Raw genomic sequence first — 14,545 nt, forward strand, 5'->3', positions numbered from 1 at the left:
GTTTCCGGGGCGGGGTTGTGCATGCGGGGTGGCGGTCTCGTGCGGCCGCCGGTGGTGCTGACCTAACCAATAAAGGCGAGGGAGGCCCGTTTTTCTCGCGCGATTTCGCACGCGTTTTTTCTCGCCCGGCCGGCGAATTCGTGGACCGGTTTTTTCGGCATCTGCCCGCCCGGGGTCGGCCGTGGCGACGTTGTGCCAGGTCAGGGGAGAAAGTCGCAGTCCGGTCGCACACCGGACGGTGCGGAACCGGCCCGGATCTGGAACCGGAGGCACCTGAAGACGGGAAGCCGCGACCCGGCTTCTATGTCCGAGGACCCGCTCGGGACGGTATTCGCGCAGGTCAAAGGCGAAAGTCGCAGTTTGGTCGCACCGTGGCGGACTCCCGAACGGCCCCCCGGCGCTCGTGATCGCCCGCGTTCCCCGGGCAGTGCGGCTGCGTCGGCGGCGCGTGGCGCGCAAGGGCCTGGCAGAAGGATTTTCCTGAATTTTCGCGGCCCCACGCCGACGCCGGTGTGCCGGCTGGGCACGGTGGTCACGGCGGAAAGTGGCAGTTCGGTCGCACGCCTTTCGGGCCGGTCGTCGACCGGAGTGCGACTTGTGTGCGACCGGAGTGAGCCGAAAGTGCGACCGGTCGGCTTTTCGATGGCGCTCCCGATCAACCACGGAATCTTCAAGGGAGCACCGTCATGTGCGAGACCGAATTCGCCGAGACCCCGTTCGACACGCTGCGCGCCTCGTTCCAGCTTCTGCTGGCCGAGCCGTGCCCGATGGCTGTGCCGGTCGAGGAGACGGCAGGGTTCATCGCTCCGGCGCGCGAGATCTTCCTGCCGGAGATCAAGCGGCTGCTCGATGCCGCCGGAACCCGGCCGGCGATCAAGCGCGCGCTGTGGGGCGCGGTGGTGCGCCGCGCCCAGGCCGGGGATGCGTCCTGGACGCTGGCGGCGGTCGGCCTGTCGTGGCGGGCGCTGGCCGGCAAGGTGCTGCAGGCGTGCCGCAAGTCCCCGGCCGATGCCCACGAGATCCAGGCCGAGGTGCTCACCGAGTTCCTCGCCGCGCTGCGCGAGGTGGACGTGGATGATCCGCGGATCACGGACGTGGGCGGGTGGCTGGCCTGGCGCGCGTTCTTCGCCAGCCGACACGCCCGGCGGGCCGAGGCCGCCGCTGTCGTCGACCGGCACGAGCTGCCCTCGCACACCGCGGTGATGCCGCTGGTGCCGGAAGGCCACCCGGACCTGGTTCTGGCCCGCGCGGTCGCCGCCGGGGTGATCGACCGGGACGAGGCGGACTGGATCAGCCGCACCTGCCTGGACGAGGAGAACGCGCGAAAGGTCGCGGCCGAGTACGGGATGGGGCTGTCGACCTTCTACCACCGCCGGCGGGCCGCCGGGTACAAGCTCGCCGCAGCGATCCGCGACGGCGATCTCGAGCACGTCTAGCCCCGTCGGCGTAGCCCGGCTGACGGGACGTCAGAAAGTCGTCCGAGAAAAACGGGCCTGTCTCGCCTTTATTGGTATGCCGCACGACCGCGCCCGCCCGAATCGGGGCGGCCCCGGTCGCCGGCCCCGGCCGGGTCAGCTCGCCGCGTGGCGCTGACCCCTCCACCACCTCCCCGACACCGCCCCTGGAAGGAGCAGGTGTCGTGCGCGCCCGGCCGGGCCTTCTCGCCGCACATCGCGGCGCAGCCCCCTTTCTCGCACCACCTGAAACGAGCACATCCGTTGAGCACCACCCCCCGAATATCCCGGCGCGTGATTGCCCGTGCCGGTGTGAGCGCCGCGGCCGCGACCGCGCTTGCGACCCTCGGCGCGGCGAGCCCGGCGCTTGCCGCCGACGACATCCCCACCGTCATCTCGAACCTGGAGAACTGGCTGGTCGGCATCCTCGCCGGTCTCGCGACCCTGTTCCTGGTCATCGGCGGCGTGAGGTACGTGATCTCGGGCGGCAACCCGGGCGAGGTCGAGAAGGCGAAGTCCGCGTTCAAGTCCGCAGCCATGGGCTACTGCCTGGCGATCCTGGCCCCGGTCGTGATGACGATCCTCAAGTCGATCGTCGGCGGCTGAACCCATGGCTCCCGAGGAGATCAGCGTGCGCCCGCCTCGCGGCGGGCGCACGCTTCGCCGCCGACCGGCGCGCCTGGCCGCCTGCGTCCTGATCGCCGCGCTCGGCGCGGTACTCGCCGCGCCGGCCGCGAGCGCCGCCACCGCGAGCCCGCCGTCCTCGACCGCGGGCCGGGTCGTGCTCGCCGATCCGGTCCCGAGCCCGTCGCCGAACTCGACCGGTCCCGGGATCGGGCTCGGGCCGGGCGCGCCGACCGGGGCGGTGACCGCGCCGTCCCCGATCACCACCTCAGGCCCGTCGACCGGCGGCGGGAGCGACCCGTCCTGGTACGACATCCCCGGCCAGATCGAGAAGGCGATCAACGACTGGTTCGCCTCGATCGCCGCGAGCGCGCTGACCCCGATGCTCGACCTGCTCGGCGCGACCCTGCTCGGCACCCCGGATGTGACGGTGATGTCTGGGGTCACCCGGATCTGGACGCAGATGGCCCTTCTGGCCAACGCCCTCTACATCCTGATCGTGCTGGCCGGCGCGGTGATCGTGACCACGCACGGCACGGTGCAGTCGCGGTTCTCGGCCAAGGAGGTCGTCCCGCGCCTGGCCGTCGGGATGATCGCCGGAAACGCCTCCCTCGGCCTGATCGCTTTGATGATCCGCCTGGCGAACGCGGTGGCGACCGCGATCCTCGGCAACACCATCAGCCCGGCGACCGCCGGCGCCGCGCTCGGGCACCAGTTGTCGACCCAGGTCCTCGGCGGTGGCGGGATCTTCCTGGTCCTGCTGCTGCTCGGCGGGCTGGTGATGCTGGTCGCGATCCTGCTGACCTACATCATCCGGGTCGCGATCACCGTGATCCTCGCCGTCGCCGCCCCGCTCGCCCTGTCGATGCACGCGCTGCCCGGGGCGGACGGGATGGCGCGGATGTGGTGGCGCGCGATGACCGGCTGCCTGCTGATCCAGCTCGGGCAGTCCCTCGCGTTCGTCGTCGCGCTCGATGTGATGCTCGACCCGAACGCGAACGTCTCGATCCTCGGGCTGCCGAACAACAACGCCTGGGTCGACCCGCTGGTGTTCATCGCCCTGTGCTGGATCCTGATCAAGATCCCGACCTGGGTCGGACGCTCGATGCTCGGGATCAGCCCCGGGTCGGGGCTGATGAGGATCGCCAAGGCGGCCATCGCGTACAAGACCCTCGGCATGCTCGGGATGAAGAAGGGCCCTGGCGGATTCCCGATCCGCCGCAAGACCGGCGCCGGCCCCAACCGCCCCCGACCGACCGGCGGCGCGGGCGGAGCAACGCGCGGCGGTGGGCCGAAGCCCGCGCCGGGCGGAGGCGGCTGGGGAGCTGCAGCCTCGCGCACGGAACCGGCGACCGCCGGCGGCAGGCGCCGTTCGGTCTCGGCACCCTCGGCCAGCGCGTCCGCAGGACAGGGACCGCGCCTGGCCCCCGACGGCACGGCGCCGGCGAGCATGGGCAGCGCCACCGGCGAGGCGGTTCGGACGCGTGCGGGCTCGCACCATCAGATGCCGATCCCGATTCCCGGCGGCGGGCGCAAGCAGCTCGAAGCGCGCGCCACCCCGGGCGACCACCGGCTGGCCCGCAACGCGCTCAGCCGTCCGGAGCAGCCCACCACCTGGCTCGAGGACCGCGAGGCAGAGCGGCGCCGGCTCGCCCGCGGTGGCGGTGCCCGCGAGGCACCGGCCACGCCTGGTGGTCCGCGGTTCCGGCAGGAGGCGCTGTTCCCGCGCAGCCCCGCCCGCATGAACCCGACCACACCGACAGCCAAGCCCGCCGCGACGAAGCCGACCGCCCCGGCACCGACCCCCGCCTCGCCGACCACCCGGCCGCGTGCGGGTGGCGCAGTTGCCTCACCGTCCGCGCGGGCCGCTGCGGGCACGCTGCCGTCCGCATCACCGCGCGCCGCGACTACGCGCGGCGCCGCCTCGAGAGAGTCAAGGAACAGCTAGCCATGAGCAAGAAGTCGTTCTTCCGTCCCGCCGGCCGGCACCGCCGCAGCAGTTGGCGTGCCCCGGCGTTCGCAGTGAAGGTCGCCCGGCGACTCAAGGCCCGGCGTATCGCGGCGCGGAGCCTGCCGTACCGCCCGGCCAGGCAGATCGCCCTTGAGGTCCGGCGCCGCGAGGGCGAGCGGCTGGGCGGGCGCTGGCGTGTCTGAGGAGTACTACGCCGCGCGGATCCCCGCCGACATCGACCGCCCGGACGCCGTCGTCGCCCGTTTGACCTTCCGCCAGGTCGCGATCATCGCCGGGACCGGCGCCGCCTGTTGGCTGATCTTCACCGCGGTCCACCGCGCCGCCCCGCACCTTCCCCTCGCGATCCTGCTCGCCCCGCTCGTCCTCGCGCTGACCGTCGCGGCCGGGATCGCGCTGGGCTCGCGCGACGGAATCAGCGCCGACCGGTTCCTGCTCGCCGCCGCCCGCCACGCCCGCCGGCCGCGGCTGATGGTCCACGCCCCCGAAGGGATCCCTCCCATGCCCTCGATCCTGCCCAAGGCCTGGCGTCGGGCCGCGGGCCCGCGGCCCGCGCCGCTGGTGCTGCCGGCCGCGGGTGTCGACGGCGCCGGCGTGCTCGATGTGCGCGAGCACGGCTACGCGCAGATCGCCGCGTGCTCCACGGTCAACTTCGCGCTGCGCACCAGCGGCGAGCAGAACGCGCTGGTGACCGGGTTCGGCCGGTTCCTGAACTCGCTCTCGGGCCCGACCCAGATCCTGGTGCGCACCCGCCGCATGGACCTGACCGGCCTGGTCGCCGACCTCGAGGAGGCGGCTGGCGCCTTGCCGCATCCGCGGCTCGAGGACGCCTGCCGCGACCACGCCGCGTTCCTCGCGCACCTGTCCGCGCACCAGCAGTTGCTCGGCCGGCAGGTGCTGCTGGTCGCCCGCGAACCACAGGCGGCGGCCGCCACGGACGCGGGCCTGCGGCTTTCGCGCCGGCACGCCGAGTCCGGTGCGGTGCTCGCCGGCGCGGAGGTGAGCGTCGTGCCCTTCACCCCGGCCGGCGCCTACGGCCTGCTGGCCGACGCGATCGCGAATGAGAACCCCGGAGGTTTCCAATGAGGCTTTCTCTGCGCGCGCGGCGCGCCGACCATGCCCCGTGCGCCGAGCTTTCGCCGATCCCGGGCCCGGACGCGGTGCGGGTGGCTGCGCGGCACCTGGAGGTGGGCGGTTCGTTCTGCGCGTCGCTTGCAGTCACCGGCTATCCGGCCGAGGTGCATGCCGGGTGGCTTGAACCGCTGCTGACCTACCCGGGACGCCTCGATGTGTCGCTGCACATCACCCCGATCGACCCGACCACGGCGGCGACGAAGCTGCGGCGGGCGCGGGCGCGGATGGAGTCGAACCGCCGCTCTGACTACGAGCACGGACGGCTGCTCGATCCGGAGGCGGAGGCCGCCGCGCAGGACGCCGCCGACCTGGCCTATCGGCTCGCCCGCGGCGAGGGAAAGCTCTTCCGGGTCGGTCTCTACCTGACCGTCTACGCCGAGACCGAACAGTCTCTCGAGCGCGAGGTCGCCGCGGTGCGGTCCCTGGCGTCGTCGCTGCTGGTGGCCACGGCCCCGACGACCTACCGGTCGCTGGAGGGCTGGAGCACCTGCCTGCCGCTGGGGATCGACGCGATCGGGGCAACCCGGACGTTCGACACCGCCGCGTTGGCGGCGGCGTTCCCGTTCACCAGCCCGGACCTCGCCCCGGCCGACCCGGCCGAGACCACCCCGAGCACGGGGATCTTGTACGGGGCCAACCCCGCCTCCTCCGGGCTGGTGTTGTGGGACCGGTGGACGCAGGACAACCACAACTCCGTCGTGCTCGCCCGCTCCGGGTCCGGCAAGTCGTACTTCACCAAGTGCGAGGTGCTGCGGAACCTGTATCAGGGCGTGCAGGTGTTCGTGATCGACCCCGAACACGAATACACCCGGCTCGCGCACGCGGTCGGCGGCAGCGTGCTGAGCCTCGGCGCCGACGGGGTGCGCCTGAACCCCTTCGACCTCCCACTGCACACCGCCGCCGAGACCGGGGCGGGCTCGAACGCGCTGTTCCGAAGGGCGCTGTTCATCCACACGTTCATCCCGGTGCTGCTGGCCAGGACGCTGTCGGCGGCCGAACGCGCCGCGCTGGACAAGGCGATCCTGGCCGCCTACGCCGCGCGCGGGATCACATCCGATCCGCGCAGCTGGGCCCGTCCCGCCCCGGTGCTCGCCGACCTGGTCGACGCCCTAACGGACGGGAGCGAGGTCGCGCTCGAGCTGGCCGGGCAGCTCGAGCCGTTCACCCGCGGTTCCTGGGCCGGGTTGTTCGACGGGCCGACCAGCACGCACCCGGCCGGGCACCTGGTCGTCTTCTCCCTGAGGGAGCTGCCGGACGAGCTGCGCACCGTCGGCACGCTGCTCGTACTCGATGCGATCTGGCGGCAGGTCACCTCGCCGGAGCAGCGCCGCCGGCTGGTGGTGGTCGACGAGGCCTGGCTGCTGATGCGCGATCCGGAGGGAGCGAAGTTCCTGCTGCGCATGGCCAAGGCCGCGCGCAAACGCTGGGCCGGTCTGGCGGTGACGACGCAGGACATCGCCGACCTGCTCGCCTCGGAACTCGGGGCCGCGATCGTGGCGAACAGCGCGACCCAGGTCCTGTTCTGCCAAGCCCCCCAGGCCCTTGAGGCGGTGGTGCGCGCGTTCCGCCTGTCCGAAGGCGAGGCCGCGTTGATCGCCTCCGCCGGCCCCGGCCTGGGTCTGCTGGCCGCGGGTAGCGCGCGGGTCGCGTTCCAGGTGATCGCCTCCGACTTCGAGCACCAGCTCGCCTCGACCTCCCCGGGTGAGCTCCCCGAGGAAGAGGTGGACGGCTACTTCGCCGACGCCGCGCCGACGTCAACCCACCTTGGCCCCGAGCCGGGCGAGCAACCCGTCGATTTCACCCACCCGGACGACCCTGAAGGAGATCTGCTCTGAACACCTCCACCGGCATCGCACCGACCGGCCCGCTGACCCGCCTGCTGGTGGATCCCGGCGCCGTCCTGCGCCAGTTCGGGCATACGATCGCCCAGGACGGCCGGTTCGCCGGCCCCGCCGTAGCCGCGGCGGTCCTGCTCGCTGCCGCGGGATTCCTGGCGGCCCGAGCCCGGATCAGGGCCCGGTGGCAAGCCGCGTACCGGGAGAACGCGCGGATCATCACCGTGCTCGCCCCGCCGCGCGTGGACATCCACGGGGCCGAGGCCCTGTGGTCGCACCTGCTTGGGCTGCTGCGCCCGCCGCGCGCGCGGTTGTTCTCGGGTCAGCCGCACATTGGGTTCGAGTACTGCTTCACCCGGGCCGGGGCGTCGATCCGGGTGTGGGTGCCGGGAACCGTGCCGCCGCAGATGATCGAGCGGGCGATCAGCGCCGCCTGGCCCGGCGCGCACACCACCACCGCCGACGCAGCAACCGCCGACTTTGCGCCGGTGCCGATCTCGGCCGCGGCCACCGGCGGGCGGCTCGTGCTCGCCCGTAGCGAGGTCCTTCCGATCCAGACCAAGTACGACGTCGACCCGCTGCGCCCGCTGCTGGGGGCCTGCGCGAGCCTGGGCGGGGCCGAATACGCCGCGGTGCAGATTCTCGCCCGGCCCGTCACCGGACGCCGCGCCCGGCAGGCGAGGCGGAAAGTCAGGCTGCTGCGCGGCGGCGGCGCCGACACCCCCGCCCAGCGGATCCTCGACGCCTTCACCCCCGGAGCACGCCGCGCCCCGGTGAAGACCCAGGGCGGTGGGACGGGCGGGATGGATCCGGCGCAGGCCGCGCAGTACCGTGCCGCCTCGGCGAAGGCCGCCGGCGGCCTGTGGGACGTGCGCGTGGCGTACGCGGCGGCGAGCAGCGAGCCCGGTGAGCGCGAGTCCTCGCCGCGGCTGCGCGGCCGCGCCCACCAGATCGCCTCCGCCTTCAGCGTGTATTCGGGGGCGAACTGGTTCGCCCGCAAACGCCTGTCCGACCCCGCCCCTGTGCTGGCCGCCCGCGCCTTCCACGGACGAGGGCACCTGCTGGCCGCCGCGGAACTCGCCGTGATCGCGCACCTGCCCACCGACCCCGGCGCGGCCGGCATCGAACGCGCCGGAGCCGCCTCGATCGCACCGCCGCCCGGCATCCTTGCCCCCAACCCCGAGGAGGGGATCAAGCCGATCGGGACCACGGACACCGGCATCGCCCGCCCCGTCGGGCTCGCCGTCGCCGACGCCCGCCACCACCTGCACGTGATGGGCGCGACCGGCTCTGGTAAGTCCACGCTGATGACCCACATGCTGCTCGACGACGTGCAGGCAGGGCGCGGGGCGATCGTGGTCGACCCGAAGGGCGACATGATCGTCGACATCCTCTCCCGCCTGCCGGCCTCGGTCGCCTCGCGCACCGTGCTGTTCGACGCCGACGACCCGGCCTGCCCGCCCAGGTTGAACGTGCTGCAGTGCGACCAGGTCGATGACCGCGACATGGTGGTCGACAACGTCACCGGCATTTTCAGCCGAATATTCCGAGCCTATTGGGGTCCGCGGACCGACGACGTGTTCCGCGCCGCCTGCCTGACCCTGCTGACCAACGACCCCTCCGGAAACTCCCACCTCGGGGATGTCGCGGACCTGCTGACCAACCCGGTCGTGCGCGCCCGCAAGACCGCGGGGATCACGGACCCGGTCCTCAAGGGCTTCTGGGAGTCCTACGAGCAGCTCACGGAGGCGAACCGGGCCTCGATCATCGGGCCGCTGATGAACAAGCTCAGAGCCTTCCTCCTGAGGTCGTTCGTGCGCAACTCGATCGCGTCGGGGCCCTCGAGCTTCGACATGGGCCAGGTCCTCGACGGCGGTCTGCTGCTGGCCAGGATCCCCAAGGGGATCCTTGGCGAGCAGACCACGCAGCTGATCGGGTCGCTGATCGTGGCCAAGGCCTGGCAGGGCGCGTCCAAGCGCGCCCGGATCCCGCAGTCCCAGCGGATCGACTGCAGCCTCTACCTCGACGAAGGGCAGAACTTCCTGAACCTTCCGTACCCGGTCGAGGACATCATCGCCGAGGCCCGCGGCTACCGTCTCTCGCTCACCTTCGCGCACCAGAACCTGGCGCAGTTGCCGAAGGACCTGCGCGAGGGCATCTCCGCGAACGCGAGAACGAAGGTGTTCTTCAACGCCTCCCCCGAGGACGCGCGCGAGCTCGAACGGCACACCTCCCCACTGCTGCACGCACACGACCTGTCCCACCTCGGGGTGTATCAGGCCGCGGCGAGGCTGGTCGCCGCGGGCGAGGAGAAGCCTGCGTTCACCCTGCGCACCACGCCGCTGCCTCCAGCGATCCCGGGGCGCGACCGGTTCATCCGCGAGGTGGCACGCGCCGCGTTCGGCCGCGCCCCCGGCCCCACCGACGACACCGACACCCAGGACGCCGCGCCCGCCCCGGCCGAGGCCGACCCGCGGTTCTGGCCCGAAGCCGACTAATCCCGACCGTCTCGTCGCGTCGCGCGCCGCGGCGCGCGACGCGACGAGACGGTCCGCAACCCATTACGGGCAAAGGAGATCACCCCCCGTTGAGCACATCCGCCCCGCTGTCCGCCGCGCCGACGACACCCGCCTACCTGCCCGCCGGCCCCGAACCGGAGCCCGTCCCGCAAGCCAGGCGGGCGCAGCTGGCACTGCTGGCCGCCCATTTGACCCCGCGCGACCAGTGGATCATCGCGATGGTCCACGAACACAGGGTCCTGACAAGCAGGCAGATCGCCGCACTCGGCTTCGGCAGCGAGCGCATCGCCCGGCGCCGGCTCGCCACCCTCACCCACGAACTGCGCGTGCTCGACCGGTTCCGGCCGCTGCAGCGCCGCGGCAACGGCTCCGCCCCCGAACACTACGTCCTCGGCCCCGCAGGCGCCTCCTACCTCGCCGCCTCGCTCGACCTGAACCTGCGCAAGTTCGGCTACTCCCGTCAACGCGCCCACCAGATCGCCGTCTCGACCCATCTTCCGCACACGGTCGGCTGCAACGACGTGTTCGTGCGCATCGCCGCCGCCCACCGCACCGACCCCGCAGGCGGCCGCCTGGCCGCGTGGTGGTCCGAGCGCCGCTGCCTGCGGCTGTGGCAGGACCTCGCCCGCCCCGACGGCTACGGCCACTACACTCTCGCCCGCGCCTGTTCTGAACCTGCCGAAGCCAGGAACCTGCGGTTCTTCCTCGAATACGACACCGGCACCGAGGCCCTGAGCCGGCTGTCGGCGAAACTGCCCGGCTACGCGAAGCTCGCCGCCGCCACCAGCCCCACCCCGGTCCTGTTCTACCTGCCCAACGTCCGTCGTGAAGAACACCTGCACCAACTTCTCGCTCAGGACCCGCCACGGGTGCCGGTGGCCACCACCAGCCCCGACGCCCTGAACGCCGCCGAGAGCGGTCCGAGTGGGCCGGTATGGCGCGCGTACACCGGCCGCGCCCGCATCCCCGGCCGCGCCGTCAAACGCCTCCCGCTCATCGACCTCGACCAGCTCCTCCCGGCCGCCGCGAGCACGCGAACCGCGGCCGGCGCCGCGGCGGCGCCGACCTGGTGGATCGAACCGCCCGCGCCGCTCCCGCCCGCCGACCCGCACGCCAGGAGGTGACACGATCGGAAAGATCGCCGCAGCAGCCGTCGCCGGACTCGCCCTGATCGTCGTGCTGATCGGCGCGGCCGGCGCCGGTGCCGCCAGCTTCCTCGGCCTCGGCGGCACCACCGGACAGACCCCGGTGTGCTCCACCGGCTCGGCCGGGATCGGCACCGACATCGGCGACGGCGAGAAACTAACCGCCGAGCAGGTCGCCAACGCACGCGTCATCTACACCACCGGGGTGTCAATGAACATCCCGCCGTACGGCGAGGCGATCGCGATCGCCACCGCCATCCAGGAATCACGCCTTGAGAACCTCGACTACGGCGACCGTGACAGCCTCGGTCTCTTCCAACAGCGCCCCAGCCAAGGCTGGGGCACCCCCGCGCAGATCATGAACCCCGTCTATGCTGCTACCCGCTTCTACCAGGCCCTCGAGCAGGTTCCGAACTGGCAGAAACTCCCGCTGACCACCGCGGCCCAAGACGTCCAGGAATCCGGGTATCCGGATGCGTACGCGGCCTGGCAGAAGGTCGCCGAGCAGCTGGTGGCTACGTTCGCAGGCACGGTCGGCGCCTGCGACCTCGGGGCTGGCGCCGCCTACGCCGACGGACTCCCGGCGAGCTTCACCCTGCCGGCCGGCACCCCCGCGCAGGTGGTCACCGCCATCGACTACGCCCTCGCGCAACTCGGAAAACCCTACGTCTACGGAGGCACCGGCCCCGCAGGCTACGACTGCTCAGGGCTTGTCATGGGAGCATTCCTCGCGGCCGGCATCGACCTGCCGCGCACCACCTACCAGCAGGTTCACTCCGGCACCGCGGTCGCCTCCGCTGCCGACCTGAAACCTGGAGACCTCATCTTCACCGTCGGCAGCGAAGCCGGAGCAAGCCCCACCAACCCAGGCCATGTCGGAATATTCCTAGGGGAAAACCTGGTCCTGGATAGCCCCGAGACGGGAAAGAATATCGAGCTATCCGAATTCAACGGCGGATACTGGAACACCCAGGCCGTGGCATTCCGGAGAATCGTCCCGCAATAACCGCGCACCGCCCGGCACGCCCGTCCCCAGGCGGCCGCCGGGGTAGAGACGACGGCTTCTTGAAACGATAGCACGGGGAAGCCCAGAGCGCTTGATCCGCCGCCAGTGCCGATGAAACAATGGAATTCACGGCGATTCCGCAGGTCGGCCCTTCAATCCGAGCCCGCTTCACTTCGACGAGGCAACCCCGGCGGCAGCCACGGCGCCTAGCGCCAGGTACCGCCGTGCCGGGCAAGCGGCCAGGGTCGAGGCGCGAGCAAGAGCCGCTGCCGTGGACCCGCACCCCTCGACTCGACCGCGTCCGTAGGGCCGCGAACCCGTCGGCATCGGAGCGGACCCAGGCCGCCCGCACCTACCGCGCCCCGGTCGAAACCGGCGGACAGCGCAGCGTCCACCCCCCCAGCGGACACCCCCAACCACGATCGGAAGAATCCTGAGAAACCCCCTTTGCCGATCGGGGGTCCGATCGGAGGACCGGTCGGGGTACCGCTCCGGAGCACCATTAAGAACGGACCCCCACCCCTCGCCATCTGCGCAGGTCAGGGTGAAAAGTCGCGCGAATTCGCAACCAGACTTGATCTACAGAATGGGTCTCTTCCGATCAACGTGAGTGCCCCGCCCCCTCCGCGTCGTGTCCGCTGACTTTTGTTCAGCCCCTTTCCCGCGTCATCTGTTGACCTCATGTATCTATCACTACCTCATTCTTATTTATTCGTTCCGTGTCGTCGGCCGGCCGGTCGTTCACCTCCCGCGACACCCCCCGCCGCGACGCGGACACCTCGTCAGCCACCCGAGGTGACGGAATGCATCCTGTGCCCTACGGAAAGTGACTCTCGCGGTTTCGTCCCCGGAAACCAGCACGTCAGCAGGCATATCCGGGCGCGGCGGGCGCAGCATCGGGCGCCCGCCGCGCCCGCGCCGAAACTCACGGAAAGTTCTCGATCCGTCACTGATTCATGATCTAGAGGCTACGGGCCCGGGCGACGACGCTTTCAGAGCCGCGCTCCGTAAAGAGTCTTGAAAACGGTCTTAGGCCATTGGGCCGACGACGTATTCAGAGGAACAGGAAAGGCTGGACACGTATATTCGGGGCGAGATATATTTTGAATGTGCCCGGGGGAAAGCCCCAAGCGGGGAAACGCGAACCGGACACAAACCCGAAAGGGAACGGCGAATATCGCAATAGATAAAAGCCGGGAATCGAGATAGGGTAGTACCAACATCCCCGAGGGAAAGCCCGAAGCGGGAAACGCGAACCGGGATGTTGACCGCAAGAAACCGGCGAAAATCACCGCTAGATATAAGCCGGGAATCGAGATAGAATGAATATGGCGGCGAAACGGAAAGTCTCGAACGGGGCACCGGTGCCGCAATGAAACAAAACCCCAACCGCCCATAAGCCCTGCGTGAGCTATGCCAAAAACGCGGGAACACTAGAAAGGAAACGACATGCCCGGCTACCGCGTGCCTGCCGCCGCAAGGCCCGTACCGCGCGACGCGCGAATGCGCCACGGCCACCTGACCGCCGACCGCCCTGACGGTAGCCGTATCGAAATCGGGCTATACGGCCCGGTCTACCGCGAATGCGATGCTGCCGGACCACACCACGGCCATGGCCCGATTCGCCCACGAAACCGACGGCACCCCCGCCTGACCTAAGCCCACACAAGACGAGGAGGACTCTCGATGCCCGCCCACATCCCGCACACCCCCGGCGCGGAACCGCAGATCCAACCGCTGCCCGCCGCGTACGCACCCACCGAAGAGCAGGAGTCCGACTTCCTCGCGGAATACGGCCCGTACCTGACCACCGCCCGACTGCCGAAGACAGGGGAGCACGTGGTGATCGATTGCGCCTACGTCAGTTGGCTGGCGATCACGAGCGACGCCAGCCCGGTCACCGAAGAAAACAGCATCCTGATCACCGCCCCGCTACGGCTCGGCGACACCGGGGTGATCTGGCACGACACCATCGCGGTCGACGCCCGCGACGCAAACCTCGAACCCGAGGACCAATGGTTCCTGCCGAAGGTGCACGCCGCACTGATCGCGCACGCCAACACGACCACGCCCGCGACAGCTCGCTGACACACACCCCGATCGAGCTCGACCGCCGCTACGGCCTCTGACACCTCACCCGCCGCGCCTCTTACCACCCCGTGCGTTCCTGGATATCCCCATGCCGAAAACCGCCCCGACCCGCAACCTGCCCATACCGCGCAGCGCCCCGCTCACCGACGCGATCACCGCCACCTCGAAGAAGACCGGAAACACCATCACCGTGCAACGGTTCGGGCCGCTGACCCGGGGCGGGGAGGCGATCGAATGGGCCCGGTGGACCGTGACCTACCCCGACGAAACCCGCGAGAGCTGGGCCAAGCAGTACACCGGCGCGAACCTCGCCCGCCTGACGGCCGAACTCGACGAGACCGAACGCGACCTCGCCGCCGACCCCGATGTCATCAACCTGACCCGCACCACCGGAGCGAAACCTTGACGAGCCTGCTCAACCCGCCCCGCCCGTACACCATCGCGCAACTGACCGACGCCCAATACGACCGGCTCTACCTCGACTGGCACGACAAGGTCACCGCCGAGGTCTGCGACGCGATCGCCCTGGCCACCGGAACCCGAGACCGCCAGGAACGCGCCTTCGCCGCCCTGGCCGAGGACATCACCGCGATACCGGTGACCGCCCCGCAGCAGATCCCGCACGACACCCCCGCCGGGCGCGCCCTCGCCGCCCAAGCGATGCTGCGCAACGCCGAGATCTTCTACGCCCAACGCCGCCTGTGGCACGCGGTCTCGGACCTGCAACTCGCCGCCCGAGGCGCCCGCGAAGTCCTGACGGAACTCGGC

The 14,545-nt window shown here is 70.9% G+C and carries 12 protein-coding genes; all 12 read left to right on the top strand.

The window, feature by feature from the left end; genetic code table 11:
* Window positions 1–686 precede the first annotated feature (686 nt).
* Window positions 687–1,436 (top strand): hypothetical protein, encoded by a 750-nt coding sequence (locus KDK95_RS30930; RefSeq protein ID WP_212521881.1) that lies wholly within the window; start codon window positions 687–689, stop codon window positions 1,434–1,436.
* A 282-nt stretch (window positions 1,437–1,718) separates the two neighbouring features.
* Window positions 1,719–2,060, top strand: coding sequence for a pilin (locus KDK95_RS30935; RefSeq protein WP_212521882.1), 342 nt, complete (start codon window positions 1,719–1,721; stop codon window positions 2,058–2,060).
* A gap of 25 nt (window positions 2,061–2,085) precedes the next feature.
* The gene (locus KDK95_RS30940; RefSeq protein WP_212521883.1) at window positions 2,086–4,026 is read left to right on the top strand and encodes a TrbL/VirB6 family protein; all 1,941 of its coding nucleotides are present in this window, start codon (window positions 2,086–2,088) and stop codon (window positions 4,024–4,026) included.
* Between the two features lie 2 nt (window positions 4,027–4,028).
* A complete protein-coding gene (locus tag KDK95_RS30945; RefSeq protein ID WP_212521884.1) occupies window positions 4,029–4,232 on the top strand; it encodes a hypothetical protein in 204 nt (67 codons plus the stop codon).
* The gene (locus tag KDK95_RS30950; protein WP_212521885.1) at window positions 4,225–5,133 is read left to right on the top strand and encodes a PrgI family protein; all 909 of its coding nucleotides are present in this window, start codon (window positions 4,225–4,227) and stop codon (window positions 5,131–5,133) included. The genes KDK95_RS30945 and KDK95_RS30950 overlap by 8 nt, the downstream gene beginning before the upstream one ends.
* Entirely contained in the window at window positions 5,130–7,016 is a 1,887-nt protein-coding gene (locus KDK95_RS30955) for a VirB4 family type IV secretion system protein (RefSeq protein ID WP_212521886.1), read from the top strand. Before KDK95_RS30950 ends, KDK95_RS30955 begins: the two co-directional genes overlap by 4 nt.
* A 47-nt stretch (window positions 7,017–7,063) precedes the next feature.
* On the top strand, window positions 7,064–9,514 hold the full coding sequence (locus KDK95_RS30960) for a type IV secretory system conjugative DNA transfer family protein (protein WP_307844808.1): 2,451 nt from the start codon (window positions 7,064–7,066) through the stop codon (window positions 9,512–9,514).
* Window positions 9,515–9,603: 89 nt separating this feature from the next.
* Window positions 9,604–10,659, top strand: a complete 1,056-nt coding sequence (locus KDK95_RS30965; RefSeq protein WP_212521887.1) for a replication-relaxation family protein — start codon at window positions 9,604–9,606, stop codon at window positions 10,657–10,659.
* Window positions 10,660–10,711: 52 nt separating this feature from the next.
* Entirely contained in the window at window positions 10,712–11,686 is a 975-nt protein-coding gene (locus KDK95_RS30970) for a C40 family peptidase (protein ID WP_212521888.1), read from the top strand.
* A gap of 1,686 nt (window positions 11,687–13,372) precedes the next feature.
* Window positions 13,373–13,774: a hypothetical protein gene (locus KDK95_RS30975; protein ID WP_212521889.1), complete on the top strand. Its 402-nt coding sequence runs from the start codon at window positions 13,373–13,375 to the stop codon at window positions 13,772–13,774.
* A gap of 91 nt (window positions 13,775–13,865) precedes the next feature.
* Complete coding sequence (locus KDK95_RS30980; protein ID WP_212521890.1) at window positions 13,866–14,183, top strand: hypothetical protein; 318 nt, start codon at window positions 13,866–13,868, stop codon at window positions 14,181–14,183.
* Window positions 14,180–14,545, top strand: a 366-nt coding sequence (locus tag KDK95_RS30985; RefSeq protein ID WP_212521891.1) for a hypothetical protein, incomplete at its 3' end; no start/stop codon positions are given. The genes KDK95_RS30980 and KDK95_RS30985, both read left to right, overlap by 4 nt.

This window comes from Actinospica acidithermotolerans, from assembly GCF_018139625.1.
Lineage (GTDB): Bacteria > Actinomycetota > Actinomycetes > Streptomycetales > Catenulisporaceae > Actinospica > Actinospica acidithermotolerans.